At 68.1% G+C, this 24,258-nt stretch carries 26 protein-coding genes and 1 pseudogene; 11 read left to right on the forward strand and 16 right to left on the reverse strand.

Annotated features, from left to right (window positions below; genetic code table 11):
- Positions 1-9: 9 nt before the first annotated feature.
- The 3 genes and pseudogenes from aceF to BMZ25_RS12015 form a co-directional block, all read left to right on the forward strand.
- Positions 10-1,341, forward strand: a pseudogene (aceF, locus tag BMZ25_RS12005) (dihydrolipoyllysine-residue acetyltransferase); the annotation flags it as partial.
- 10 nt (positions 1,342-1,351) lie between these two features.
- On the forward strand, positions 1,352-3,139 hold the full coding sequence (gene lpdA / locus BMZ25_RS12010) for a dihydrolipoyl dehydrogenase (RefSeq protein WP_177190454.1): 1,788 nt from the start codon (positions 1,352-1,354) through the stop codon (positions 3,137-3,139).
- 285 nt (positions 3,140-3,424) lie between these two features.
- Entirely contained in the window at positions 3,425-3,922 is a 498-nt protein-coding gene (locus tag BMZ25_RS12015; RefSeq protein WP_092693883.1) for a phasin family protein, read from the forward strand.
- 27 nt (positions 3,923-3,949) lie between these two features.
- Here the strand turns inward: BMZ25_RS12015 and BMZ25_RS12020 are convergent, their stop codons facing one another.
- Positions 3,950-4,630: a helix-turn-helix transcriptional regulator gene (locus BMZ25_RS12020; RefSeq protein ID WP_092693884.1), complete on the reverse strand. Its 681-nt coding sequence runs from the start codon at positions 4,628-4,630 to the stop codon at positions 3,950-3,952.
- Positions 4,631-4,838: 208 nt separating this feature from the next.
- On the opposite strand from BMZ25_RS12020, the gene BMZ25_RS12025 reads away from it, so the two are divergent.
- The 4 genes from BMZ25_RS12025 to BMZ25_RS12040 are packed head-to-tail and all read left to right on the forward strand — an operon-like array spanning position 4,839 to position 7,278.
- Positions 4,839-5,060, forward strand: coding sequence for a twin-arginine translocase TatA/TatE family subunit (locus BMZ25_RS12025; RefSeq protein ID WP_092693885.1), 222 nt, complete (start codon positions 4,839-4,841; stop codon positions 5,058-5,060).
- Between the two features lie 33 nt (positions 5,061-5,093).
- Entirely contained in the window at positions 5,094-5,552 is a 459-nt protein-coding gene (tatB, locus tag BMZ25_RS12030; protein ID WP_092693887.1) for a Sec-independent protein translocase protein TatB, read from the forward strand.
- Positions 5,549-6,433, forward strand: a complete 885-nt coding sequence (gene tatC / locus BMZ25_RS12035) for a twin-arginine translocase subunit TatC (protein WP_092693889.1) — start codon at positions 5,549-5,551, stop codon at positions 6,431-6,433. Before tatB ends, tatC begins: the two co-directional genes overlap by 4 nt.
- Before the next feature lie 8 nt (positions 6,434-6,441).
- A complete protein-coding gene (locus BMZ25_RS12040; protein WP_092694121.1) occupies positions 6,442-7,278 on the forward strand; it encodes an ATP-binding protein in 837 nt (278 codons plus the stop codon).
- Positions 7,279-7,356: 78 nt separating this feature from the next.
- Here BMZ25_RS12040 and BMZ25_RS12045 read toward each other — a convergent pair whose 3' ends face one another.
- The 4 genes from BMZ25_RS12045 to BMZ25_RS12060 all read right to left on the reverse strand — a co-directional run bounded on the left by BMZ25_RS12045 (position 7,357) and on the right by BMZ25_RS12060 (position 10,813).
- Complete coding sequence (locus BMZ25_RS12045; RefSeq protein ID WP_092693891.1) at positions 7,357-8,592, reverse strand: M23 family metallopeptidase; 1,236 nt, start codon at positions 8,590-8,592, stop codon at positions 7,357-7,359.
- A gap of 67 nt (positions 8,593-8,659) precedes the next feature.
- Positions 8,660-9,301: a protein-L-isoaspartate(D-aspartate) O-methyltransferase gene (locus BMZ25_RS12050; RefSeq protein ID WP_092693893.1), complete on the reverse strand. Its 642-nt coding sequence runs from the start codon at positions 9,299-9,301 to the stop codon at positions 8,660-8,662.
- Positions 9,298-10,080, reverse strand: coding sequence for a 5'/3'-nucleotidase SurE (gene surE / locus BMZ25_RS12055; protein ID WP_092694123.1), 783 nt, complete (start codon positions 10,078-10,080; stop codon positions 9,298-9,300). Before surE ends, BMZ25_RS12050 begins: the two co-directional genes overlap by 4 nt.
- Positions 10,081-10,150: 70 nt before the next feature.
- Positions 10,151-10,813: an SDR family NAD(P)-dependent oxidoreductase gene (locus BMZ25_RS12060; protein WP_092693895.1), complete on the reverse strand. Its 663-nt coding sequence runs from the start codon at positions 10,811-10,813 to the stop codon at positions 10,151-10,153.
- 116 nt (positions 10,814-10,929) lie between these two features.
- Here BMZ25_RS12060 and BMZ25_RS12065 point away from each other — a divergent pair, with 116 nt between their 5' ends.
- Together BMZ25_RS12065 and BMZ25_RS12070 are read left to right on the forward strand one after the other, a co-directional pair.
- Positions 10,930-11,493 carry a biotin transporter BioY gene (locus tag BMZ25_RS12065; protein ID WP_092693897.1) on the forward strand — a complete coding sequence of 188 codons (564 nt, stop codon included), beginning with the start codon at positions 10,930-10,932 and terminating at the stop codon, positions 11,491-11,493.
- 82 nt (positions 11,494-11,575) lie between these two features.
- Positions 11,576-12,040, forward strand: a complete 465-nt coding sequence (locus BMZ25_RS12070; protein WP_092693899.1) for a pyridoxamine 5'-phosphate oxidase family protein — start codon at positions 11,576-11,578, stop codon at positions 12,038-12,040.
- On the opposite strand, the gene BMZ25_RS12075 is transcribed toward BMZ25_RS12070, so the two are convergent.
- The 11 genes from BMZ25_RS12075 to BMZ25_RS12125 all read right to left on the reverse strand — a co-directional run bounded on the left by BMZ25_RS12075 (position 12,037) and on the right by BMZ25_RS12125 (position 22,858).
- Positions 12,037-12,444, reverse strand: coding sequence for a DUF1284 domain-containing protein (locus BMZ25_RS12075; RefSeq protein ID WP_235859856.1), 408 nt, complete (start codon positions 12,442-12,444; stop codon positions 12,037-12,039). The genes BMZ25_RS12070 and BMZ25_RS12075 overlap by 4 nt on opposite strands.
- Entirely contained in the window at positions 12,441-13,919 is a 1,479-nt protein-coding gene (gene purF, locus BMZ25_RS12080) for an amidophosphoribosyltransferase (RefSeq protein ID WP_235859857.1), read from the reverse strand. Before purF ends, BMZ25_RS12075 begins: the two co-directional genes overlap by 4 nt.
- A 103-nt stretch (positions 13,920-14,022) precedes the next feature.
- Positions 14,023-14,577: a CvpA family protein gene (locus tag BMZ25_RS12085; protein ID WP_092693901.1), complete on the reverse strand. Its 555-nt coding sequence runs from the start codon at positions 14,575-14,577 to the stop codon at positions 14,023-14,025.
- A 12-nt stretch (positions 14,578-14,589) separates the two neighbouring features.
- Entirely contained in the window at positions 14,590-15,954 is a 1,365-nt protein-coding gene (gene radA / locus BMZ25_RS12090; RefSeq protein WP_092693903.1) for a DNA repair protein RadA, read from the reverse strand.
- Between the two features lie 42 nt (positions 15,955-15,996).
- Positions 15,997-16,650, reverse strand: a complete 654-nt coding sequence (locus BMZ25_RS12095) for a hypothetical protein (RefSeq protein WP_092693905.1) — start codon at positions 16,648-16,650, stop codon at positions 15,997-15,999.
- 236 nt (positions 16,651-16,886) lie between these two features.
- The gene (locus BMZ25_RS12100) at positions 16,887-17,633 is read right to left on the reverse strand and encodes an ABC transporter ATP-binding protein (RefSeq protein WP_092693907.1); all 747 of its coding nucleotides are present in this window, start codon (positions 17,631-17,633) and stop codon (positions 16,887-16,889) included.
- Positions 17,630-18,403: an MlaE family ABC transporter permease gene (locus tag BMZ25_RS12105; RefSeq protein WP_092693909.1), complete on the reverse strand. Its 774-nt coding sequence runs from the start codon at positions 18,401-18,403 to the stop codon at positions 17,630-17,632. Before BMZ25_RS12105 ends, BMZ25_RS12100 begins: the two co-directional genes overlap by 4 nt.
- On the reverse strand, positions 18,400-19,449 hold the full coding sequence (gene alr, locus BMZ25_RS12110; RefSeq protein WP_092693911.1) for an alanine racemase: 1,050 nt from the start codon (positions 19,447-19,449) through the stop codon (positions 18,400-18,402). Before alr ends, BMZ25_RS12105 begins: the two co-directional genes overlap by 4 nt.
- Positions 19,450-19,532: 83 nt before the next feature.
- Positions 19,533-20,336 (reverse strand): DUF1194 domain-containing protein, encoded by an 804-nt coding sequence (locus BMZ25_RS12115; protein ID WP_092693913.1) that lies wholly within the window; start codon positions 20,334-20,336, stop codon positions 19,533-19,535.
- A gap of 144 nt (positions 20,337-20,480) precedes the next feature.
- Positions 20,481-21,998: a replicative DNA helicase gene (locus tag BMZ25_RS12120; protein ID WP_092693915.1), complete on the reverse strand. Its 1,518-nt coding sequence runs from the start codon at positions 21,996-21,998 to the stop codon at positions 20,481-20,483.
- 185 nt (positions 21,999-22,183) lie between these two features.
- Positions 22,184-22,858, reverse strand: a complete 675-nt coding sequence (locus BMZ25_RS12125) for an orotate phosphoribosyltransferase (protein ID WP_092693917.1) — start codon at positions 22,856-22,858, stop codon at positions 22,184-22,186.
- Between the two features lie 246 nt (positions 22,859-23,104).
- On the opposite strand from BMZ25_RS12125, the gene BMZ25_RS12130 reads away from it, so the two are divergent.
- A complete protein-coding gene (locus tag BMZ25_RS12130; RefSeq protein ID WP_092693919.1) occupies positions 23,105-23,932 on the forward strand; it encodes an urease accessory protein UreD in 828 nt (275 codons plus the stop codon).
- 12 nt (positions 23,933-23,944) lie between these two features.
- A complete protein-coding gene (locus BMZ25_RS12135) occupies positions 23,945-24,247 on the forward strand; it encodes an urease subunit gamma (RefSeq protein ID WP_092693921.1) in 303 nt (100 codons plus the stop codon).
- The last annotated feature ends 11 nt before the right edge of the window (positions 24,248-24,258 follow it).

The following is a 24,258-nucleotide window of genomic DNA, read 5'->3' on the forward strand; positions in this document are numbered from 1 at the left end:
CCTGCGGTCGGAACGAAAGGGACAGAGAGAATGGCAACCGAAGTAAAGGTTCCCGATATCGGCGACTTCACCGACGTTCCGGTGGTGACGGTGCTTGTCAGCGTCGGCGACACGGTGGCGAAAGAAGACCCGCTGGTCGAACTGGAATCCGACAAGGCGACGATGGAGGTGCCGTCCTCCGCCGCCGGCAAGGTGACCGAGATCAAGATCTCCGAGGGGGATTCCGTCTCGGAGGGATCGGTCATCCTGCTGCTCGAAGAGGAAGAGGGCGGCTCAGACGGCGGTGAGTCCGGTGGCTCGGACGACGCTGCCAAGGCCGAGGACGCGCCGAAGAAGGAAGAGGCGCCCAAGCAGGAAGCGCCGAAGCAGGAGGAACCGCAGCCCGCCGCCTCGCAGAGCGACGCGCCGGTGGTCACCGACAGCGGCTTCTCGAAGGTGCACGCCTCGCCCTCGGTGCGGGCCTTTGCCCGCCGGCTGGACGTCGACCTGACCAAGGTGAACGGCTCGGGCCGCAAGGGCCGCATCTTGCGCGAGGACGTGACGAAGTACTTCAAGAGCCAGCAGGGCGGCGCCGCGGCAGCCACCGGCACCGCGCAGGGCGGCATGGGTATCCCGCCGATCCCACAGGTCGACTTTTCCAAGTTCGGCCCGGTCGAAAATGTCGAGATGTCCCGGATCAAGAAGATCTCGGGTCCGGCGCTGCACCGCTCGTGGCTGAACATCCCGCATGTCACCCACAACGAAGACGCCGACATCACCGAGCTCGACAAGTACCGCAAGGAGCTCGACACCCAGGCCAAGGAAGAGGGCTACCGTGTCACGCTGCTGTCCTTCATCATCAAGGCCAGCGTCGCCGCGCTGAAGAAGCACTGGGAGGTCAACTCGTCGATCCATCCCGACGGCGACAAGCTGATCAAGAAGGACTATTACCACATCGGCTTTGCGGCGGACACGCCGAACGGCCTGATGGTCCCGGTGATCAAGGACGCCGATCGCAAGGGCATCGTCGAACTGTCGAAGGACCTGGGCGATCTCTCGGCCAAGGCGCGAGAGGGCACGCTGAAATCGGCGGACATGCAGGGGGCGTCGTTCACCATCTCGTCGCTCGGCGGGATCGGCGGGACGTCCTTCACGCCGATCGTCAACGCGCCCGAAGTGGCGATCCTCGGCCTGACGCGGTCGGCGATGAAGCCGGTCTGGGACGGCGAGCAATTCGTGCCGCGCAACATGCTGCCGATGTCGCTCAGCTACGATCACCGGGCCATCGACGGCGCGCTCGCCGCGCGGTTCTGTGCCCACATGAAATACCTGCTGGCCGACGCGCGCCGGCTGATGCTGTGAGGTGGCCGACATGGATGTGAAGGTTCCCGACATCGGCGACTTCTCGGACGTGCCCGTCGTCACCGTTCTCGTCTCGGTGGGCGACACGATCGAGAAGGAGGATCCCCTGATCGAGCTGGAAAGCGACAAGGCGACGATGGAAGTCCCGTCGCCCGCCAACGGCACGGTCAAGGAGATCAAGGTCAAGGAAGGCGACAGCGTCTCGGAAGGCGACGTCATCATGGTGTTCGAGGACACCGACGAGGATGCCGGCGGCTCGGAAGACGGCGGCGGCGATGCCGCCAAGGAGCCCGAGGGCAGCGGCGGCGAGGCCGAGGCCAAGGAAGAGGTCAGCGAGGCGCCCAAGAAGGTCGAGGCCACCGGCACGGCCGGCGGGCAGGGCGACGTCCACGGCGAGGTCGTCGTGCTGGGCTCGGGCCCGGGCGGCTATTCGGCGGCGTTCCGCGCCGCAGACCTCGGCAAGAAGGTCGTCCTGATCGAGCGCTATCCGTCCCTGGGCGGCGTCTGCCTGAACGTCGGCTGCATCCCGTCCAAGGCGATGCTGCACGCCGCCAAGGTTCTGACCGAGACCGAGGAGATGGGCGCACACGGGATCAGCTTCAGCAAGCCGAAGATCGATCTCGACGGCCTGCGCGACTGGAAGGACGGCGTCGTCAAGCAGCTGACCGGCGGCCTTGCCGGGCTTGCCAAGCAGCGCAAGGTCGAAGTCGTGCAGGGCATGGGCAAGTTCACCGGTCCGAACATGATCGAGGTGGATACCGGCGACGGCACCAGGACGGTCTCGTTCGACCAGTGCATCATCGCCGCCGGGTCCGAGCCGGTGAAGCTGCCCTTCGTCCCGCACGACGACGAACGGGTGGTCGATTCCACCGGCGCGCTCGAGCTGCGGGATATCCCCAAGAAGATGCTCGTCCTGGGCGGCGGCATCATCGGGCTCGAGATGGCGTGCATCTATGATGCGCTCGGGTCGTCGATCACGGTGGTCGAGCTGCAGGAGCAGCTGATGCCCGGCGCCGACAAGGACATCGTCAAGCCGCTCGCCACCCGGATCGGCAAGCGTTACGACAACATCTATCTCAAGACGAAGGTCACCAATGTCGAGCCGCAGAAGAAGGGCCTGAAGGTCACCTTCGAGGACGACAAGGGCGAGACGTTCACCGACACGTTCGACCGTATCCTCGTCAGTGTCGGCCGCGTGCCCAACGGCGCCAAGCTGGATGCCGAGAAGGCGGGCGTCGCGGTGGACGAGCGCGGCTTCATCCATGTCGACCATCAGCAGCGCACCGGCCAGAGCCATATCTTCGCCATCGGCGATCTCGTCGGCCAGCCGATGCTGGCGCACAAGGCGGTGCACGAGGGCAAGGTCGCGGCCGAGGTCGCGTCGGGCCACAAGCGGGCCTTCGACGCCAAGGTGATCCCGTCGGTCGCCTATACCGACCCCGAGGTCGCCTGGGCCGGCCTGACCGAGACCGAGGCGAAGAAGCAGGGCGTCAAGTACCAGAAAGGCGTGTTCCCCTGGGCCGCGTCCGGCCGGTCGCTGTCGCTCGGCCGGTCCGAGGGCGTGACCAAGCTGCTGTTCGATCCCGACGACGATCGGGTCATCGGCGTCGGCATGGTCGGCCCCGCGGCGGGCGATCTGATCGCCGAGGTGGCGCTGGCGATCGAGATGGGGTCGGATGCCGTGGACCTGAGCCACACGATCCACCCGCACCCGACGCTGTCCGAGACGGTGAACTTCGCCGCAGAGATGTACGAGGGGACGATCACCGACCTCATGCCGCCGCGCAAGCGCAGCTGATTTGCCCCCCCCGTGCGGCCGCCTGACAGGTGGCCGCACGGACCGCTGTTGAACACCGCATACATCCCTTTTTCAGGGCCACGGGTCCGGGGCAGTGATCCTTCGCTACTCGGAGCAATCGTCCCATGCCCCGGCATCTTGGCCCGCTCGCGGCGCAGCACGCCCGGCGGGAACTGCCTCTTCTTGTGGCAGTGCGCCAACGGCTTTCCTTGATCCGTCGGTCAGGTTGGTTACGCTATCTCGCAGGGATGCCACCGCACGCCCGACAGACGAGGAGGAGCCTGAATGGCCACCAAGAACCCCTACGACTTCAGCGAGTACTTCAAGGCTTTCGACCCCGAGCTGATGACCAAGATGTTCACGCCCCAGGCGATGATGGCCATGTTCCAACCCCAGAGCCGGGGCGACATGTTCGACATGGAGTCGGTGATCAAGGCCAACCAGCGCAACTTCGAGGCGATGGCCGACGCGAACCGCGCGGCCGCCGAGGCCTACAAGGACCTGCTCGACAAGCAGATGGAGATCTTCGGCAAGCTGACGATGGCCGCCCGCCAGCAATACGAGTGGATGGAGGACACCGCCGGCCCCGACACGCTCAAGGCAAAGACCGAGGCGATGAACGACGCCGTGGAAGAGGCGCTGACGCTGATGCGCAAGCTGGCCGAAGAGGCCCGCAAGGCCAACGAAGAGGCGTTCTCGACAGTACGGGGGCAGGTCGACGAGGCCGTCGAGGAAATCAAGAAGTCGACGCCGCAGCAATCCGGCGGATCGAAGAAGAGCTGATCCGATATCGCGCGCCGGGCGGGATGCTCAGTCCTGTTCGGCGCGCGTCCTGAAATCGGCCAGCGTCTTGCCGTCCTCATCGACGAAAAGCTGCGGCAGCACCTTGAGCGTCTCGATCTGGTCGATCCTGAGTTCGGTGAACCCCTGGCTGGCCTCGCACCAGGCCGTCACAGTCCAGACGCGCCCCCAGTAATCCAGTTTCAGCGGTCGGATAACCCGCGCCGAGCCGGTGTCCTCCTCGCCCAGCAGCAGGATCGACAGCTTCTGACGCGCCCGGATCGCCGCGCGGATCGCCGGCATGTGACGAAATCCGTGTGCCGCGTCGGCAAAGGGATAGACCGCGAAGCCCCACGCGCGGGGCGCGGTGCCCCTGTCCTCGGGCAGAACCGCGTCGATCTTGGCCGAAAGCGCGCGCGCGGCCTCGCGCAACTCGTCGTCGCCGCCGGCGCCGACCGCGGCGAGGCCCATGTGCAGCGCCTCGAGTTCGGGCAGCGTGAGATTCAGCGGCGGGAGCGTGACCGGCGCCGTCATCCGGTAACCATGCCCCCGGTCGCCCCGGACCGGCACGCCCGAGGCCATCAGCGTCTCCATGTCGCGATAAACCGTCCGCGCCGACACGTTCAAGCGTCGGGCGAGGTCGTGCGCCCGGTGCAGGCGCCCGTCGCGCATCAGCGCGATCAGGTCGTAAAGACGGTCGGGACGGGACATGAGGCTCTCTGATTCGGCTCTTTCGAGGGTGGCGTAGGGGACCCACTCCTGACAATATGCTTGCAACTGACAGGTTCGTGACAAACAAACCGACAGTGACGCGACTTTCCTTGGCTTTCCGGCTTTTCAGACTGCCCCGAGACACATAGAAACAGGGATCGCAACAGGGTGCGCGGGCCGGCCCGCGCCGCGAGAACGGAGTTATCCCATGCTCAACAATATCGGCCTGCCGGGTCTTCTGCTCATCGCCGTCGTCGTGCTCGTGCTTTTCGGGCGCGGCAAGATCTCGTCGCTGATGGGCGAAGTCGGCAAGGGCATCACCGCCTTCAAGAAGGGCGTCAGCGAAGGTAGCAAGGAGCTCGAGGACGGCAGCGAGAGCGTCGAGCGGTCCACTGCCAGCTCGACCGAGGAAGAGAAAGACAAGGTCTAAGCGGCCTCGACGCCGCGCGAAAGGCACCCTGACATGCTCGACATCGGCTGGACCGAGCTTCTGGTTATCGGCATCGTCGCGCTGATCGTGGTGGGCCCGAAGGATCTGCCCGCCATGTTCCGCACGCTTGGCCGCTTCACCGCCAAGATGAAGGGCATGGCGCGCGAGTTCCAGCGTGCCATGGACGAGGCGGCGGACGATTCCGGCATGCGCGACACCGCCAAGGACCTCCGCAAGATGACGTCCTCCCGGCAACTGGGGCTGGATCGCCTGAAGGACGCCGCCGACCGCTTCGACAAGTGGGAGCCGGGCAAGGATGGCCGCAAGACGGGCTCGGAGACCGACCGTCTGCGCGAAGAGCGCGCGGCGCAGGCCGCCCGCGTGCGTGAGACCACCGCAGAAGAGCCCGAGATCGAGGCCGCCGCGGAAGATGCCGCCGACGCCGCCGATGCGGCGGACCTGCCGGCAGAGGACAAGCGGGACAACACATGAGCCAACGCGACGAGATCGACGACAGCCAGGCGCCGCTGATCGAGCATCTGGCCGAACTCCGGACGCGCCTGATTCATGCCGTCGCCGGGTTCATCGTCGGCATGGTGATCTGCTTTACCGTGGCGACGCCGATCTTCAACTTCCTGACTAACCCGCTCTGCGCCGTGCTCGCTGACCGGGGGCAGAACTGCGACCTGATCTTCATATCGCCGCAGGAAGGCTTCTTCGTGGCGGTGAAGGTATCGCTGCTGGGCGGTCTGATGATCTCGTTCCCCTACATCGCGCTGCAGATGTGGCGGTTCGTGGCGCCGGGGCTCTACCGCTCGGAGAAGGGCGCGTTCCTGCCGTTCCTGGTCGCTTCGCCGTTCATGTTCTTTCTGGGCGCGGCGTTCGCGTTCTACGTCGTCACGCCGCTGGCCTACGACTTCTTCCTCGGGTTCCAGCAATTCGGGGCCGAGGGCGAGGCGGTGCCCGGCGCCGGGGTGGGCGAGGGCCTGTCGGTCGTCTTCCAGGGCTCGGCGCAGGAATACCTGAACCTCACCATCAAGTTCATCGTCGCCTTCGGGCTGTGCTTCCAGCTGCCGGTGCTGCTGACGCTGATGGGCAAGGCGGGGCTGGTGTCGTCGCGCGGGCTGGCGGACATGCGGAAATACGCCGTCGTCGGCATCCTCGTGCTGGCCGCGCTGGTGACGCCGCCTGACGTCATCACGCAGGTGATCCTGTTCGTCGTGGTCTACGGCCTCTACGAGATTTCGATCCAGCTGGTGAAGCGGGTCGAGCGCAAGCGGGTCGAACAGCTCAGGGAAGAAGGCATCCTGGGCGAGGACGAGGACTTGTGGGACGACCTCGACGATGACGAGCCCGAGGACGATCAGCGGTGAAGGACGCGATGAGTGATCCGATGGAGCGCATCGCCGCGGCGCTGGAGCGGATGGCTCCGGCGCCGGCCGAGGCCCCTGACTTCGCCTCGGCCGACGCCTTCGTCTGGCACACCCGCCCCGACCGGCTGTCACCGGTCGGGAGCGTGAACCGGGTCGAGATCGACCTGCTCGTCGGCATCGAACGGGCGCGGGACATCCTTCTGGAGAACACGCGCCAGTTCGCCCGCGGCCTGCCGGCCAACAACGCGCTGCTCTGGGGCGCGCGGGGCATGGGTAAGTCCAGCCTCGTGAAGTCGGCCCATGCCGCCGTTCTGGCCGAAGGGCTGGACGTGAAGATCGTGGAGCTGCAGCGCGAGGACCTGCCGTCCGTCGGACGCCTTCTGTCGCTGTTGCGGCCCGCGCCGCATCGGTTCGTCCTGTTCTGCGACGACCTGTCGTTCGGGCATGACGACGAGCATTACAAGTCGCTCAAGGCGGTGCTCGACGGCGGGGTCGAGGGGCGCCCCGAGAACGTCGTGCTGTACGCCACGTCGAACCGCCGCCACCTGATGCCGCGCGACATGATCGAGAACGAGCGGTCGAGTGCGATCTCCCCGTCGGAGGCGACGGAAGAGAAAGTGTCGCTGTCGGACCGGTTCGGGCTGTGGCTGGGGTTCCATCCGTGCAGTCAGGACGAGTATCTCGACATGATCCGCGGCTATTGCGCGGCCTACGGCGTCGAGATCGACGAGCAGACGCTGCGTGCCGAGGCGATCGAATGGCAGGCCACGCGCGGCAGCCGCTCGGGCCGGGTTGCGTGGCAGTACTTCGTGGACCTCGCCGGGCGAAAGGGCGTGCGGCTTTAGCGCGGGCGGCCGCTCGGCCTCGCATGATCGGATGCCCGTCCGCCGCCTCCGAAGGGACGCGGCGGCGAAGGCTTGGCCTCACTCCAGATAGGGACCGGGATCGACGCTCTCGAAGCCTTCCAGCACCTCGAAGTGCACGAACGAGGGATCGCCCTCGCTGACCTCGGCGATCGTCTGGCCGCGCTGGACGCTGTCGCCCTTTTCCACGTTCAGCGCATTCACGCCGGCATAGACGGTCAGCAGGCCATCGGGGTGGCGCAGCACCAGGATCGGGACCTGGCCGGTGTCGCGGGTGATCGTGGCCACCGTGCCGTCCTCGGCGGCCCGCACCGGGGTGCCGGCGGCGGCCTGGATGTCGATGCCGTCGTTCTCGCCCTTCGAGAAGCCGCGGATGATCGGCCCGCTGACCGGCAGCGCCAGTTCCGAGGTGTCGGACACCTCGGTCGCCGATGTGCCGAGGTCGGGCGAATCCGGCGTCTCTTCGGCGGGGCCGGGCTCTTCGTCCTGTTGCGGCAGCGGTTCGTCGGCCGACGGCGGCGTCGGCGTGGCGGTGCCCTCGCCGGGGCGCGTCACGTCTTCGTCCTGCGGTTCGGGCGCGGGGGCGCCCTGGGCGACGGGGATCAGCAGGTATTGCCCCTCGCGCACGGTCAGGTCCGAGCCGAGCCCGTTCCATTCCCCAAGCGCCGAGACCGGGACGTCGTAGCGCCGCGCGATCGAGAACGCCGTCTCGCCGGGTGCGACCTTGTGGCGGACCGGCTCTTCGCCGGATTGTGTGGGCGCGGGGGCAGTGGGCTGCGATTGCGTGCGGCTGGCGGTTTGAGTCTGCGACTGCGATGAAGGCGTGTCGGCCCGGTTGATGGCGTCCCCGGCGAGCGTCTGGACATCCACGCTCTCGCTGCGGAGCGCGCCGGCCTGCGCCGAGGATTGCGACTGGCCGGCCGCCGTTCCCGAGGTGTCGTCGACACGGCGGGGCAGGGCGATCACCTCTCCCTGTCGCAGGGAGACGTCCAGCGGGATGCCGTTGTAATCGGCGATTTCCTGCGCGGGCAGGCCCACGCGGCCGGCGACGTCGGCCACCGTGTCGCCCCGCCGCGCCACGGCCACCTGGTAGTTGGGGTAAGAGATCACGCCGCGGCTGTCCGGTTCGGGCCGGTTCGAGACGGTGCCCGAGACCGCCTGGCTGGTGTCGAAAGCGCCGGTGAAGTTGTCGCGAAAATCGAAGTCCATGCCGCCGCTGCGGTCGCATGCCGCCAGCATCGTCAGCGCGGTCGCGCCCAGAACCACGCCCCGCATCCCGAGAGTCCCGTGTGCCATTCTGCCCGTCCTCGTATCCTCGCCGGACGGCCCCTCTTGTCGGGGGCGCGCGGCAATCTGGTTTGCGTCAGTCCTGGCCCAGCCCCTCGAGCAGAGGCACGAAGCGCACCGGGCGCAACTCGTCATAGCGGAAGCCCTCGGCCGTGCGCGTGACCTTGATCAGGCTCTGCACGGCATCCGACTGTCCCACCGGCAGCACCATGATACCCCCCTCGCGCAGTTCGGCCAAGAGGGGCCCCGGCGGATCCTCGGCGGCCGCCGTCACCAGGATCCGGTCGAACGGCGCCTGCTCGGCCAGACCGCGGCTGCCGTCCGCCGCGAAGGCGGTGACGTTCGCAAGGCCGAGGTCCTCGAACACCTGCCGTGCCTCCTGCACCAGCCGCCGGTGCCGGTCGACGGTATAGACCCGGCGGGCGAGGTGGCTGAGGATCGCCGCCTGGTATCCCGAGCCCGTGCCGATCTCGAGCACCTTGTCGCGCGGCTGCACGTTCAGCGCCTGTGTCATCAGGCCGACCACCGAGGGCTGGCTGATGGTCTGTCCGCAGGCGATCGGCAGGGGCATGTCGTCATAGGCGCGGGTCGCGAAGATGCCGCGCACGAACGCGCCCCGGTCGACCTTTTCCATCGCCTCGAGCACGCGCTTGTCGGTCACGCCCTTCGATCGGAGCGCGAACAGGAACTGCATCTTGCGTTCCGCGTCGTCGGTCATTCCAGGCGCGTTCCCAGCTCTTCTATCAGGTCGTGGGCGGTCAGATCGGCCCGCATCGGCGTGATCGAGATCCGGTCCTCAAGGTTGGCGGCCACATCGGTGCCCGGAGCGGTTGCCACGTCCTGCCGGCCGCCCGCGACATACAGGAACTTGCGCCCCGAGGGCGAGACATGGGGCATCACGCCGTGGCTGGTCTCCGTCCTCCAGCCCTGTGCGGTGACGGCGTGACCCTTGACCTGCGCCGCCGGGCAGGGCGGGAAATTGACGTTGTAGAACAGGCGGTAATCCGCGCTGTCCCACAGCCCGCGGTCGAGCAGGGCGCGCACGATGCCGGCGCCGTGGGTGGCGGCGGCTTCGAACGGGTTGTCGAGTTTGGCGTTGTCGGGTCCGAAGTACTGGCTGAGCGCGATGGCCGGCAGGCCCTGCAGCGCGGCCTCCATCGCGCCGCCGATCGTGCCGGAATACAGCACGTTCTCGGCCGCGTTGTTGCCGCGGTTGACGCCCGACAGCACCAGGTCCGGCGGCGCCGGCATGACATCGTGCACCGCCGCAAGCACGCAATCGGCGGGGCTGCCCTCGACCGCCACGCGCCGCGAGTCCAGCTCGGCCACCATCATCGGGTGGGTATAGCTGATGCAGTGGCCGACGCCCGATTGCTCGAAGGCGGGGGCGACGGTCCAGACCTCGCCGTTCGGGCCTGCGATCTCGTGCGCGATCGCTTCGAGAACCTTGAGGCCGCGGGCCGAGATGCCGTCGTCGTTCGTGATCAGGATACGCATGCTGCTCTGCTTCTCGCCGGGGGTTTGCCCTGAATAGGTCAGCGCGTCGGTGGCAGCAAGCGAGGCCATTTCACAGATCCAGCTGTTGCAGGAGGCGCGCGGCCTCGGTGTCGGGATGGGTCAGCGCGTCGCGGTCCTCTCCGGGGAAGAAGCGGGCGCGGACGGCCGTCGGCATCGGCTCGGGCGTCAGGATGTCGACCTTGGGTCCGATCCGCTCGCTCTCGGCGGCCCAGGACCGCACGAGCGCCATCTGTGCGGCCTTGCTGGCGGCGTAGGCGGAAAAGAACTTCTGCCCGACGCGCGGATCGTCGAAGAACACCGCCCGGCCGGCGGGCGCGGCGTTCAGCAGCGGCTCGACCATGCGGATCAGCGTGGCGGTCGCCGTGGCGTTGACGTCGAGGCTGGTTTTCCAGTCCTTCTCGGCCAGGTGCGGCGTCGGCGTCAGCGGCGGCGCGTGGACGGCGGTGTGCAGCCACAGGTCCGCGTGGCCCCACCGGTCGTAGATGCCCCGGCAGAGATGCGCCATCGCGTCGGCGTCGGTCACGTCCATCGGGGCGAGCGTCGCCGCGCCGCCCTTGGCCTGGATGCGGTCGTCGAGCTCTTCCAGCCCGCCGGTCGTGCGCGCGACGGCGATGATGTGATAGGCGGGCGCCAAAGCCAGGGCGAGGGCCGCGCCAAGTCCGCGGCTGGCGCCGGTGACGAGGGCGACGGGGCGATCTTCGGTGTCACTCATGGCCCGCCTGATGGCGGTTTCGCGCGCCGTTGGCAAGGTCGGGACGCTTGACGCCGCGCCTCTGCGGCCCGACAACGAGGATCGACACAAGATCACTCGCGACAGGAGCCTGCCCGATGAGCAACGACATTCCCCTTTCCCGTGCCGCCGGCCTTCAGAGCCTGCCGGTCAAGGCCTTCATGGTGGTGGCCGGCTCGGCGCTGATCGCCATCTCGGCGCAGGTTTCGGTGCCGATGTTCCCGGTGCCGATGTCTCTGCAGACGCTGGCGATCTCGATGATCGGCCTGACCTTCGGCGCGCGGCTGGCCGCCGTCACGCTGCTGGCCTATCTCGCGCAGGGCGCCGCGGGCCTGCCGGTCTTTGCGGGCGGCCATTCCGCGCCGGCGCTGATCGGGCCGACCGCCGGCTTCCTCTACGGCTTCGTCGCGATGGCCTGGCTGACCGGTTTCCTGGCCGAGCGGGGCATGGCGCGCGGCTTTGGCCGACTGTTCATCGCCGCGTTCATTCCCGCCACGCTGCTGTTCGTGCCGGGCGTGGCCTGGCTCTGGGCCGCGACGCCGCTGGACTTCGGCGGTGCGATGAATGCCGGCGCCATCCCGTTCCTGCTGGGTGACGTGGTCAAGTCGACGCTGGCCGCCCTGGCCGTCGCCGGCGGGTGGAGCCTGCTCGGCCGCCGCTGAGCCTAACGCTGCGCATTGCGCTGACAGGCCCGCCGGCGCGATGCCGGCGGGCCTTTTCTTTGTCCCGACCGGAGGTGGGGCCATGTTCAACGACACCGTACGCGACGAGGCGGCCGCTTCGGTCCTGTGCTGGCTGGCGACCGTGGACGGCGACGGCGTGCCGTCGGTCACGCCCAAGGAGATCTTCGCCCTCGACGTCGCGGACAGGGTTCTGATCGCCGACATCGCCTCGGCCGGGAGCGTGCGGAACGCGCAGGCGCACGGGGATGTCTGCGTCAGCTTCGTCGACATCTTCCGGCAGCGGGGCTTCAAGCTGATCGGGCGGGCCGAGGTCGTGTCGCCGGAGGATTCGGGCTGGGCGGCGCGCGTGGCCCCGTTGATGGCGAAGGCGGGGCAGGCGTTCACCATCCGTCATGTCATCGTCGTGACCGTGACGCGGATCGCCAGGATCCGAGCGCCCAGCTACCACGCCTTTCCGGACAAGACCGAACAGGACCTTCGCGCCGAGGCGTACCGCACCTACGGCGTGCGGCCGGCCGACACCTAGCCTGCGTGCAGCTCGGCCAGCGCGTCCTCGCAATAGCCCAGCGACAGCCACTGGCAGCCCGCGCACAGCGTGGCCAGATCTCCGGGGCGCACGTTGTCGCGGATGCGGCGCCGCGCTTCGCCCCAGCTCAGCCGGTCGCCCGGCGCCACCCCGAGCGCTTTGCCATGTGCGGCGTCGAGACGGTCGATCTTGTCCTGCGAGACGCAGCCCGCGCCGCGGCGCTTGGGGCAGGGGCCGCAGATGCCGTCGGCGCTGCCGGTGACCTCGATCACCGTGCCCTCGCCGCCGGGGGCGCGCAGACCGCCGACGATGCGGGCCATATTGGCGGTGAATCCGTCGGAATAGCCCGCGCCGCGAAAGCCCAGAGAACAGAGAAAATGATGCGGACGGTAGCGCAGCGTCACTCGGCCGCCTTCAGCGCGAAGCCCTTCTCGATCTGGTCGGTGGGCGTGACGGGATAGTCGCCCGAGAAACAGGCATCGCAGTATTGCGGGCACGTGGCATCGCGGCCATCGGCCTCGCCCACGGCGCGGTAGAGCCCGTTAAGGGTGATGAAGCGCAGCGAGTCGACCTGAAGATGCGCGCGCATCTCTTCCTCGGTCATGCTCGCGGCCAGCAGCTTGTCCCGGTTGGGCGTGTCGACGCCATAGAAGCAGGGCCACGCCGTCGGGGGCGAGGCGATGCGGAAATGCACCTCGGCCGCGCCGGCATCCAGGATCATCTCCTTGATCTTGCGGCTGGTGGTGCCGCGCACGACGCTGTCGTCGACAAGGATCACCCGCTTGCCGCGGATCAGGGCGCGGTTGACGTTCAGCTTGAGCCGCACGCCCATGTTCCGGATCTGCTCGGTCGGTTCGATGAAGGTCCGGCCCATGTACTGGTTCCGGATGATGCCCATCGCGTAGGGGATGCCGCTTTCCTGGCTGAAGCCGATCGCGGCAGGCGTGCCGCTGTCGGGCACGGGGCAGACGAGGTCGGCCTCGGCCGGGGCCTCGCGCGCCAGTTCCACGCCGATCTGGCGCCGCGTCTCGTAGACGGAGCGGCCGCCGAGAATCGAATCGGGGCGCGAGAAGTAGACATGCTCGAAGATGCAGAACCGGGGCCGCTCTTGGCGGAAGGGGCGGTGGCTCTGAAGCTCGCCGTTCTCGACGACGACCATCTCGCCCGGTTCGACCTCGCGCACGAACTCGGCACCGATGATGTCGAGCGCGCAGGTCTCGGAGCTGAGTGCATAGACGCCCTCGGAGATCCGGCCAAGCACCAGCGGCCGCACGCCCAGCGGATCGCGCACGCCGATCAGCTTGGTCCGGGTCATGGCGACGATCGAGAACGCGCCCTCGACCCGGCGCAGGGCGTCCATCATCCGGTCGGGCACCTTGCGCTGCAGCGAGCGTGCCATGAGGTGAATGATGCATTCGCTGTCGGACGAGGACTGGAAGATCGAACCGGCGTCGATCAGTTCGCGCCGCAGCGCCTCGGCGTTTGTGATGTTGCCGTTGTGGGCGATGGCCGCGCCGCCTAACGAGAACTCGCCGAAGAACGGCTGCACGTCGCGCAGCTGCGTGTTGCCCTTCGAGCCGGAGGTCGAATAGCGCACGTGACCGATCGCCAGCGGCCCCGGCAGGGTTTCCATCAGCGAGGCCTTGGTGAAGTGGTCGCGGACGTAGCCGAAGCGGCGGGCTGAGTTGAAGCCGTGCTCGGGGTCGTGGCTGACGATGCCACCGGCCTCCTGCCCGCGGTGTTGCAGGGCGTGCAGGCCGAGCGCGACGAAGTTCGCGGCCTCGGCGACGCCGGTCACGCCGAACACGCCGCACTCTTCGTGCAGGGCGTCGTCGTCCCAGGGCAGGGTCTTTTCGGATTCGGTGATGTCAGAGGTCACTGGGCAGCTTCCGGTTGCGGGGCGCTGAAGGAACGCGCCCCTGTTACCGGCTCGGCGCGGGAATGTCACGAAACGATAACGTCACGATACCGCGCGAGCGCGATCAGATTTCGCAGCTGCTCACCAGCTGCTCGTAGCGGCGCACGATCCAGCCCGGCGCGTCTTCGGGAATCTGTTCGTCGATGGTGTCCTGGCTTCGCGCGAAGATGGTGGCGGTGCGGCTGTTGTCCACCGACTCGACCCCGTCTGTCGTCACGACGCGGTCGTAGACCACGAAGGCCACCGCGACGAGCAGGATGCCCCGCGCCGCGCCGAACAGGAAGCCGAGCCCCTGGTCCAGCCCGCCGAGGGCGCTGTCGCGGACGGCGGACGAGAACAGCGGCGTGAACAGCGACACGATGACCAGCGCCACGGCGAAGACCGCCGCGAAGGCGGCAATGATCGAAAGCTCGCACGAGTCGCCGAGGAAGCCCCCGATCACGGGAAGTTCGGTCATCAGCGGTTCGACGGTGGGAGCGAAGATGAAGGCCACGATCGCCGCGGCGATCCAGCCGGCGATGGACATCGCCTCGCGCACGAACCCCCGCGAATAGGCAAGGATCGCCGATATGACGATCACGGCAGCCACGATGCCGTCGACGACAGTGAAACCTTCCATCAGCGTCTGCCTTCAACCCGCCCCGAACATGTCGCCCACCAGAGCCGCCAGATCGGCGTGCGGGCGCAGGGTCAGATCGGTGCCGGGACCGGTCTTGCTGCGCGCTGGGACGATTGCGCTGGTGAAACCAAGTTTCTGCGCCTCTTTCAACCGGTTTTCGGTCTGACCCGCGGGCCGGAGCGCCCCGGACAGTGAGATCTCGCCGAAGACGACCGCCTGCGGGGGCAGGGCGGCATCCTCGCGCGCGGACAACAGGGCGCAGGCCACGGCGAGGTCGGCGGCGGGATCGCTGATGCGCAGGCCGCCGGCGACGTTGAGATAGACGTCGAGTCCGGCGAACGGGATGCCGCAGCGCGATTCCAGCACGGCCAGGATCATCGCCAGCCGCCCGCCGTCCCACCCGACGGTGGAGCGGCGCGGCTGGCTGTGCGGGGTGGGCGCGACGAGGGCCTGGAACTCGCAGAGAACCGGCCGCGTGCCCTCGATCCCGGCGAATACCGCCGAGCCGGGCGCGGGATCCTCGCGGTCGCTCAGGAACAGGGCCGAGGGATTCGCGACCTCGGACAGGCCGCCGCCGGTCATCTCGAACACGCCGATCTCGTCGGCGGGGCCGAAGCGGTTCTTGACCGCGCGCAGGATGCGGAACTGGTGCCCGCGCTCGCCCTCGAAATAGAGTACCGTGTCGACCATGTGCTCGACCACGCGGGGCCCGGCGATCTGACCCTCCTTGGTGACGTGGCCGACAAGCACGACGGCCATGTTGTTGCGCTTGGCGAAGCTCGTCAGCTCGTGCGCGGCGGCGCGGACCTGCGCGACCGAGCCCGGCGCGCTGTCGACCTGGTCGGACCACATGGTCTGAACCGAGTCGATGATCGCGATGTCGGGCTTTTCGGCCTCGAGCGTGGTGAGGATGTCGCGCAGGTTGGTCGCGGCGGCCAGTCGGACGGGGGCGTCGGCCAGGCCGAGCCGTTGGGCGCGCATGCGGACCTGCGCACTGGCCTCTTCGCCCGAGACGTAGACCGCGTCGAGGCCGCCGCGCGCAAAGCTCGCCGCCGCCTGAAGAAGAAGGGTCGATTTGCCGATGCCGGGATCGCCGCCGACGAGGATGGCCGAGGCCGGAACGAGCCCGCCGCCCAGCACCCTGTCCAGTTCGGCGATGCCTGAACTGGTGCGGGGCGGGGGCGTTTCGGCCGTGGCGAGATCCACGAGAGTTAGGGGAGTTCCGCGCACCGCGCCCAGCGTCTTGCCGCCGGGGCCCGAGCTGAGCGGTTTCTCTTCCTGTATGGTGTTCCAGGCGCCGCAGGAATCGCAGCGCCCGGACCACTTGGCGTGGCGGGCGCCGCAAGCGGTGCACACGTAGTCGAGCGTCTTGGCCATCGCCGCCTTGTGCCTCAGGAGGCGCGGGCCGACAAGCGGGCGTTACTCGGCCGCCGTGACGTGGGGCAGCTTGATGACCGCGGCGCTGTCGTCGCCCCCGCACTGGCGCCGGGTGAAGCCGAGGTATTCCAGCGTGTCGCCAAGCTGTTCCTCGAGTTGGCGCAGCTGGCTCTCGGCGGTCGCCTCTTCCATTTCGACCTGGTCGAGCCAGCGGCGCAAGCGGTGCGCCTGGGCGGTCGCGTTCTCGATGCGAGCCTGGAAGGTCTCGATCTCTTCCTGGCGCGATTTTAGGAAGCGTTCCGCGCGGGTCACGTTCTCGTCCGAATAGGTTTCGGCCAGCTCGTGGCTCACGGTGCTCATCTCGGCGGCGGCCTCCATTACCTCGGGCTCGAGATTGCCCAGGTCGGGATGGCGGCGCAGGAACTGGATGCGCTCCTTCACCTGATCGAACTGTTCCGACATGGTGAAGGCGTCAGCGCGGTCGGCCGCGTGGCAGACGCGGTAGGCCTCGGCGACGTCGCTCATGGTGATGGCAAAGTCTCGGTGACTGCGCTCGAGCGCGGAGACGCGATGGCTTGGCGCGACGAAGGTGGTCATCAGAACGAGGAAGGCCGCGATCCCCGTCTGGACGACGATTCCGGCCTGCGGGAAGGTGGTATCACCAAAGGTCAGGGGCAGGTTCAGCCAGGGCATCATGCCCAATCCGGCGAAAATACATGTTGCGACGGCCCCAGCCGCAATGAGAATCAGTATAAGGCTCGCGATCCAAAGGCCTTGCGAGCGCAGTGACTGGCCGGGCTGGCGATGCTGATGAGCCATTTTCTTCCCCCGCTATTGCTTGGTGGGCAATTTGTTGCCTGTCGCAAGAAAGCGTATGAGCGGGAAATGGTTCCCGATAGGCTCTATTTAGAGGTAGATCGTTCGGTTTAGGCCTATCGGACCGCCTCGATCGGGCCCTCTGCGCGGCCGTTCACGAACTGGTCGAGATACGGGTCTCCGCTGTCGTCAAGCCGGCTGACCGGGCCGTGCCACTTGATCACGCCGTCATGCAGCATGGCCACGCTGTCGGCGATGGCGCGGACGCTGGACATGTCGTGCGTGATGGTCACCGCGGTCACGCCCATCTCGGTCACGATCTCGCGGATCAGGTCGTTGATGACGCCCGCCATGATCGGGTCGAGCCCGGTCGTCGGTTCGTCGAAGAAGATGATCTGAGGCTCGGCGGCGATTGCGCGGGCAAGGCCGACCCGCTTTTGCATGCCGCCGGACAATTCCGCCGGATACAGGTCCGCCACATCCGGACGCAGCCCGACCCGGCGCAGTTTCTCGATCGCGATCTCGCGGGCCTCGCGACGCGGGCGCTTGAGCGTGCCGCGCAGCAGGCGGAAGGCGACGTTCTGCCAGACCGGCATCGAATCGAACAGCGCGGCGCCCTGGAACAGCATCCCGAAGCGCGCGAGGAAGGCGTCGCGGTCCGTGCGGGTGACATCCTGTCCGTCTACGCGGATGGTGCCCGAATCCGGCATCGCGAGGCCAAGCACGCACTTTATGGTCACAGACTTGCCCGTGCCCGATCCGCCGATGATGACGCAGCTTTCGCCCTTGGGAACCGACAGGGTGACGCCGCGCAGGACCGGCGTGCCGCCGAAGCTCTTGTGGATGGCCGACAGCTCGATCATGCCGAGAAGAACGCCTCGGTCAGCAGGAAGTTCGCCGCCAGGATCAGGACGCTGGCGCTGACGACGGCGTTGGTGGTGGCGCGGCCGACGCCCTGCGCGCCGCGGCCGGAGTTCATCCCGTGATAGCAGCCCATGAGGGCGACGATGAAGCCGAACACCGACGCCTTCACGAGACCCGACAGCACGTCCCAGAGTTCGAGGAAGTCGACCGTGTTCTCGAGATAGGCCTGCGCGTTGAAGTCGAGCCGCGCCACGCCCACGACGAAACCGCCCAAGACGCCGATGGAATCGCCCACCGCGACGAGCACCGGCAGGACGAGCGTCGCGGCCAGCACCCGAGGCGCGGTCAGGTATTTCATCGGGTTGGTCGAGAGCGTGACCAGCGCGTCGATCTGCTCGGTCACCTTCATCGTGCCGATCTCGGCGGCGATGGCGGCGGCGACCCGGCCCGCGACCATCAGCCCGCCCAGGACGGGGCCCAACTCGCGCACCATGCCGATGGCGACGATCGAGGGGACGACCGACTCGGCCGAGAACCGCGCGCCGCCGGCATAGATCTGCAGCGCCAGCGCGCCCCCGGTGAAGAACGCGGTCAGGCCCACGACGGGCAGGCTGAAATAGCCGATCGCCAGAAGCGCGTGGCCGAACTCACGGAAATAGAAGGGCGGCCGCACGATGTGCCCGATGGCCGCGCCGGCAAAGATCGCCACCCGGCCGATCGCGGCCAAAACCCCTATGACGGCCCGGCCGAGCCGCGCCAGCCAGCTCATCCCTGGCCGCCGGAATAGCGCCGCGCATAGCGCGCCCCGAGGGAGGTGAGGATCTCGTATCCGATGGTGCCCGCGACATCCGCGATGTCGTCGACGGTCTGATGCTCGCACAGCAAGTCGAGATGGCTGGGCACGTGGTCGAGATGGGTGATGTCGATGGTCAGCAGGTCCATCGATACGCGGCCGACGAGGGGGCAGGGCACGTCGCCGTCGAACAGCACCGCCTTGTTGCCCATCGCCCGGATGATGCCGTCCGCATAGCCGCCCGAAACGGTCGCCACGCGGGTCGGCTCCTCGGCGGTCCAGGTGCAGCCGTAGCCCACCGGCTCGCCCGGTTCGACGTCGCGCGTCTGGATCACCGGAAGCGAGAGATGCGCGACCGGGTGGGCGTCGTCGAACGGCGCGCCGCCATAGAGACCGATGCCGGGGCGCGTCATCTCGAGATGGTAGTCCGGCCCCAGCAGGATGCCGCCCGTCGCGGCGATCGATCGGGGCGTGTTCATGCCTTCGGTCATCTCGATGAACTGCTGAAGCTGCGCGCGATTCATCTCGCTGTCGGGCTCGTCCGCGCAGGCGAGGTGCGATTGCAGCAGCGCGGGGCCCTGCGCCTCGACGATGGGGCGTGCGGCGGCCCATTCCGCGGGCTCCAGGCCCAGCCGGTTCATGCCCGAGTCGAGCTGCACGCCGAACGGATGACCCGGCAGCGCCTCGAAGTGGCGCGTCAGTTGCTCGATCGAATTGAGCATCGGCGTCAGGTGCAGGTCGCCGATCATGTCCGAGTCGCCCGGCATGTGGCCGGAATAGACGAAGATCTCGGGGCTCGGCCCCAGCGCCTCGCGCATGGCGGCGCCTTCCTCGGCCACGGCGATGAAGAAGCGGTTCACGCCGGCGCGGGACAATGCGCGCGCCACCTTTCCGACGCCCAGCCCATAGCCGTCGGCCTTGACCGTCGCCGCGGTTTCAACCTGCGCTCCGCTGGCGGCGTCCAACGCCTTCCAGTTCGCGACGAGCGCGTCGAGATCGATCTGTAGATGCCCGGTACCCATGGCGCTCTTTTGACAGAGAGACGGTGGCGGTCAAGGGCCGCCGCGACGGTTCGGCGGCCCACCCCGCGGCAACCTGTCGGGCGTCAGCGAAAGTTGTCGCGACCGAAGCTGCGGCGCCACATCTTTTCGCCGGCAAGACAGTCGTAGGAGGGCGTCTCGTATCCCTCGAACTGGGCCGGAACGATCATCGGATCGCGGCCCACGAGTTCGAGCACCAGCTTGCGCCGGACCGCCCCGGCGAAATCGTCCCAGTCGGTCACCGGGATCACGAAGGCGCCGGGACCACCGATCACGCAGGCCTCGTAGTAGAGATCGAGGTCGGCGAGGTGCCAGCGGCTGCCGGTGCCCTCCTGCGTCATCAGCGGAAGGCCGTTGACGACGATGCCGCTGCCAACAACCGCGTCGCGGGCGTCGGTGACCAGGGGGCCGGTGTTGTTCGGCCCGTCGCCCGAGATGTCGATGACGCGTCGCAACCCCGCATAGCCGTTGCCCGCAAGGCTTGCCGAGCCATGGGCCAGCGCGCCCGAGATCGAGGTGCGTCGCAAGGCCCGGCCCACGCCGATGCGCAGGTCGTCGGCGAAGGCCTCGGCATCCGCGCGGGTGCGCAGCAGGCGCCAGTCGATGATGGTATTCTGGGAATGTGCGCCCGCCCATTCGATGAAGGTGACGGCGACCTGTCCGATCAGGCCCGAGCCGATGGCATCGACCACCTCGTCGCTGCGCAGCGCGTCGGCATAGCCGCGGCGCTGTATCTCCATCTCGCGCGGGGACATCGACCGCGAGACATCGACCATCAGGACGAGCTCGACATCGACCTCCACGGGCTGCGCCCGCGCCGGAGCGGCCAGCGCGAGGGCAGAGAGAATGAAGAGCGCGATGCAACGCATGCTTGAAGATCCGGAGCGGACGCGCCGTTGTCCAGCTTCAATACAATCTACACGCGAATTTGAGGCGTCTGCCTCACTCTTGGGCATCCGGGGCGCGACGGCGTCCGGAATCGGGCGCCGCGCGTCTCTCCGGTGCCGGAACCGTCAGCCGAAGTCGCCGCCGCCGGCCTGCCACGGTTTCACAAGGTTGCCGAAGCGGGTGAAGCGGCCCTCGAAGGCCAGGTCGACGGTGCCGATGGGGCCGTGACGCTGCTTGCCGATGATGACCTCGGCCTTGCCGTGCAGCTTCTCCATCCGGGCCTGCCATTCGGCCATCTTGTCGAGCTGGTCGTCGCCGGGCTTTTCCCGTTCGACGTAGTATTCCTCGCGGAACACGAACATCACAACGTCTGCGTCCTGCTCGATCGAGCCCGATTCACGCAGGTCGGACAGCTGCGGGCGCTTGTCCTCGCGCGACTCGACCTGGCGTGACAGCTGTGACAGGGCCACGACGGGCACGTCGAGCTCCTTGGCGATGGCCTTGAGGCCCTGGGTGATCTCCGAGACCTCGTTGACGCGGCTGTCCTTCGCCGAGGCAGGGCGGACCAGCTGCAGGTAGTCGACGAAGACCGCGTCCAGACCGTGCTCGCGCTTGAGCTTGCGGGCGCGGGCGGCAAGCTGGCTGATCGGCAGCGCCGGGGTGTCGTCGATATACAGCGGGCAGGCCTCCAGCGCCTTCGCCGCCTCGACGAAGCGGCGGAACTCTTCCTCGGTCATGTCGCCGCGCCGGATCTGCTCGGACGGCACCTCGGACGCCTCGGACAGGATACGTGCCGCCAGCTGTTCGGCCGACATCTCGAGGCTGAAGAACCCGACCACGCCGCCGTCGATGGCGCCCTCGTTGCCGTCGTGCTTCTTGCCGCGGCGGTAGGCCTTGGCAATATTGAAGGCGATGTTGGTGGCCAGCGACGTCTTGCCCATCGACGGGCGCCCGGCAAGGATCAGCAGGTCCGACTGGTGCAGACCGCCGAGCTTCTTGTCCATGTCGACGAGCCCGGTCGACACCCCGGCCAGCCCGCCGTCCCGCTGGTAGGCGGCGTTGGCGACGTTCACGGCGTCGGTGACCGCGCGCAGAAACGACTGGAAGCCCTGGCTAGCCTGTCCGGCCTCGGCCAGCTTGTAGAGCCGCTGCTCGGCCTCGACGATCTGTTCCTTGGGTTCGCTCTCGATGTCGACCTTGGCCGCCTTCGACGAGATGTCGCGGCCAAGCGCGATCAGTTCCCGCCGGATCGCAAGGTCATAGATCATCTGCGCATAGTCGCGCGCCGCGAAGGACGAGATGGCGGCGTGGGCAAGGCGGACGAGGTATTGCGGGCCGCCCAGCTCGGCCAGGGCGGGGTCGTCCTCGAGAAACGCTTTCAGCGTGACCGGCGAGGCGAGGGCGTTCTTGGCGATCCGCGAGGCCGCGACCTCGTAGATGCGGCCGTGGACGGGTTCGTAGAAATGCGCGCCCGAGATCGTGCTGGCCACGCGGTCGTAGACGTCGTTGTTCGTCAGGATCGCGCCCAGGAGCTGCTGCTCGGCCTCGATATTGTGCGGGAGGGTTTCGCCATCGCCGCCGGTGCCCTCGCTCTGGCCCGCCACGGCCATGCCCTTGGCTGGAAACTGCGCCAGGTCCGTCATTGCCCACCTCTGTTCTGCTCAGGGCCACCTCTTATCCGCGCCGGGGCGTCCGCGGCAAATTGTATGTTTTTGTGGGCGGCCTGTGGATAAGTGCCCAACGTCCGCATCTTGCGGCCAATCCGTGCATCGGGTCAACATCTGGCGGCCGGCGGGGCCGGCCGGCCAGCGGCTCCGTGCCGGGCGAGTTACGCGCGGCGGTTCGCCTCCTGCCAGGCGCGCGGGTCGTCCAGGAAGCTCGCTACCTCGTCCAGCGTCTCGGAATCGAAGCTCTCGCGCCGCCGGGCCTCGGCCAGGACATCGTGCCAGGTGCACAGGCCGTGCAGCCGGACGCCGTGACCGCCCAGGATGTCGTCGGTATCCGGGAAAATCCCGTAGGAGAAGATGACGGCGGTATGCCCGCATTCTCCGCCCGCCTCGCGGATCGCGTCGACGAAGGACAGCTTGGAGCCGCCGTCGGTCGCCAGGTCCTCGACCAGCAGCACCCGGTCGCCGTCGCCCACGACGCCCTCGATCCGGGCGTTGCGGCCGTAACCCTTGGGCTTCTTGCGGATATAGGCCATCGGCAGGCCGAGCCGCTCGGCGACCATCGCGGCAAAGGGTATGCCGGCGGTCTCGCCCCCGGCGATCACGTCGAACGCCTCGTACCCGGCCTCGCGCGACACGGTGGCGGCGAGGAAGTCCATCAGTGTCGCGCGGATGCGCGGGAACGAGATCAGTTTCCGACAGTCGACATAGGTGGGCGAGGGCAGGCCCGAGGCCAGGGTGAACGGTTCGCGCGCGTTGAAGTGAACCGCGCCGACCTCCAGCAGCATCCCTGCGCTGAGCCGCGCGATCTCGGTTCTCTCTGCGGTCGCCGTCATGCGCCCATCCCCTTGCTGGTGATCCGGTGGCCCGCCCGGGCCGGGAGCCGGTTCGTGAGTTCGGTCGGTGTCGCCGAGGGCGCTACACAATCCGGGCGCGCGTGACCAGTGGTCATCTCCGTGCGGGAACGGCTGCCCAATTTTTGGGCGTCGCGGGCGAAGGTGCCGAAGATTCTTCCGCAATCGTCCCGCCGCCCGTTGCGCCCCCCGGCGCGGTGCCTAGCGTGGGGCCGCGAAAGGATGCCCATGTTCGACGACACCGGATCACAGACGATGCAACGGGTCCGCGGCCGCGCGGCCGTGGGGTTCTCGTCCCGTGCGGACGGATCGTGCCGGCTGTCGCAACTGGATCAGGCAGGGTCGGCCAAGGCGTTCCTGCCGTCCACCCACCGGGCGGTGCCCGAGGTCGTGTTTCTCAACACCGCCGGCGGCCTGACATCGGGCGACCGGCTGGAATACCGGATGACGGTGCCGCAGGGCGGTGTGGTCACGGCGACGACCCAGACCGCCGAGCGGGCCTATGACGCGGGCGGGGGGCCTTCGGCCGAGGTCTCGGTCGGCGCCGAGGTGGCTGCGGGCGGGCGGCTCGACTGGTTGCCGCAGGAGACGATCCTCTACGACGGTGCCGCGCTGACGCGGCGGACCGAAATCGCGCTGTCAGGCGATGCGACCTGCCTCTTGGCCGAGACGCTGGTCCTTGGCCGTGCGGCGATGGGCGAGACCGTCGGGCGGCTGGCCCTCTTCGACAGCCGGCGCGTCCTGCGGAACGGCATCCCGGTCTTTGCCGACCCGGTCAGGCTTGCTCCGGATGTTCTGTCGGACGACGGTCCGGCCTTGCTGGGCGGGGCACGCGCGCTGGCGACGGTTGCCCTGGTCGGGCCCGGTGCCGAGGATGCCGCACACGGCCTGCGCGCCCTGACCGCTCCGGAGGGCGTGCGATGGGCGGTCTCGGGCTGGAACGGACGGACGCTGATCCGGGCCGTGGCCGGAGACGGATTCGAGATGCGCCGCGCGGTGGCGCAATGGCTGCAACACCTGCGCGGCGGACCGCTGCCGCGCGTCTGGCAAGGATGACGAGGAACGGCGATGAACCTGACGCCTAGGGAAAAGGACAAGCTCATGGTCAGCGTGGCCGCGATGGTGGCGCGCGGGCGACTTGAGCGTGGGGTGAAGCTGAACCACCCCGAAGCGATCGCGCTGATCACCGATTACGTGGTCGAGGGCGCGCGCGACGGGCGCGCGGTGTCCGACCTGATGTCCGCCGGGGCGCAGGTCGTCGCCGCCGAGCAGTGCATGGAGGGTGTGCCCGAGATGATCGAGTCGGTGCAGGTCGAGGCGACCTTCCCCGACGGCACCAAGCTGGTCACCGTGCATCACCCGATCCGGTGAGCGGACCGGAT

Origin of the sequence: Tranquillimonas rosea (assembly GCF_900111315.1) — a bacterium.
In the GTDB taxonomy this organism is placed as follows: Bacteria; Pseudomonadota; Alphaproteobacteria; order Rhodobacterales; family Rhodobacteraceae; genus Tranquillimonas; species Tranquillimonas rosea.

Coding starts and splice junctions, on each gene's coding strand:
- lpdA (WP_177190454.1), top strand. CDS start 1,352: ATGGATGTGAAGGTTCCCGACATCGGCGACTTCTCGGACGTGCCCGTC.
- BMZ25_RS12015 (WP_092693883.1), top strand. CDS start 3,425: ATGGCCACCAAGAACCCCTACGACTTCAGCGAGTACTTCAAGGCTTTC.
- BMZ25_RS12020 (WP_092693884.1), bottom strand. CDS start 4,630: ATGTCCCGTCCCGACCGTCTTTACGACCTGATCGCGCTGATGCGCGAC.
- BMZ25_RS12025 (WP_092693885.1), top strand. CDS start 4,839: ATGCTCAACAATATCGGCCTGCCGGGTCTTCTGCTCATCGCCGTCGTC.
- tatB (WP_092693887.1), top strand. CDS start 5,094: ATGCTCGACATCGGCTGGACCGAGCTTCTGGTTATCGGCATCGTCGCG.
- tatC (WP_092693889.1), top strand. CDS start 5,549: ATGAGCCAACGCGACGAGATCGACGACAGCCAGGCGCCGCTGATCGAG.
- BMZ25_RS12040 (WP_092694121.1), top strand. CDS start 6,442: ATGAGTGATCCGATGGAGCGCATCGCCGCGGCGCTGGAGCGGATGGCT.
- BMZ25_RS12045 (WP_092693891.1), bottom strand. CDS start 8,592: ATGGCACACGGGACTCTCGGGATGCGGGGCGTGGTTCTGGGCGCGACC.
- BMZ25_RS12050 (WP_092693893.1), bottom strand. CDS start 9,301: ATGACCGACGACGCGGAACGCAAGATGCAGTTCCTGTTCGCGCTCCGA.
- surE (WP_092694123.1), bottom strand. CDS start 10,080: ATGCGTATCCTGATCACGAACGACGACGGCATCTCGGCCCGCGGCCTC.
- BMZ25_RS12060 (WP_092693895.1), bottom strand. CDS start 10,813: ATGAGTGACACCGAAGATCGCCCCGTCGCCCTCGTCACCGGCGCCAGC.
- BMZ25_RS12065 (WP_092693897.1), top strand. CDS start 10,930: ATGAGCAACGACATTCCCCTTTCCCGTGCCGCCGGCCTTCAGAGCCTG.
- BMZ25_RS12070 (WP_092693899.1), top strand. CDS start 11,576: ATGTTCAACGACACCGTACGCGACGAGGCGGCCGCTTCGGTCCTGTGC.
- BMZ25_RS12085 (WP_092693901.1), bottom strand. CDS start 14,577: ATGGAAGGTTTCACTGTCGTCGACGGCATCGTGGCTGCCGTGATCGTC.
- radA (WP_092693903.1), bottom strand. CDS start 15,954: ATGGCCAAGACGCTCGACTACGTGTGCACCGCTTGCGGCGCCCGCCAC.
- BMZ25_RS12095 (WP_092693905.1), bottom strand. CDS start 16,650: ATGATGCCCTGGCTGAACCTGCCCCTGACCTTTGGTGATACCACCTTC.
- BMZ25_RS12100 (WP_092693907.1), bottom strand. CDS start 17,633: ATGATCGAGCTGTCGGCCATCCACAAGAGCTTCGGCGGCACGCCGGTC.
- BMZ25_RS12105 (WP_092693909.1), bottom strand. CDS start 18,403: ATGAGCTGGCTGGCGCGGCTCGGCCGGGCCGTCATAGGGGTTTTGGCC.
- alr (WP_092693911.1), bottom strand. CDS start 19,449: ATGGGTACCGGGCATCTACAGATCGATCTCGACGCGCTCGTCGCGAAC.
- BMZ25_RS12115 (WP_092693913.1), bottom strand. CDS start 20,336: ATGCGTTGCATCGCGCTCTTCATTCTCTCTGCCCTCGCGCTGGCCGCT.
- BMZ25_RS12120 (WP_092693915.1), bottom strand. CDS start 21,998: ATGACGGACCTGGCGCAGTTTCCAGCCAAGGGCATGGCCGTGGCGGGC.
- BMZ25_RS12125 (WP_092693917.1), bottom strand. CDS start 22,858: ATGACGGCGACCGCAGAGAGAACCGAGATCGCGCGGCTCAGCGCAGGG.
- BMZ25_RS12130 (WP_092693919.1), top strand. CDS start 23,105: ATGTTCGACGACACCGGATCACAGACGATGCAACGGGTCCGCGGCCGC.
- BMZ25_RS12135 (WP_092693921.1), top strand. CDS start 23,945: ATGAACCTGACGCCTAGGGAAAAGGACAAGCTCATGGTCAGCGTGGCC.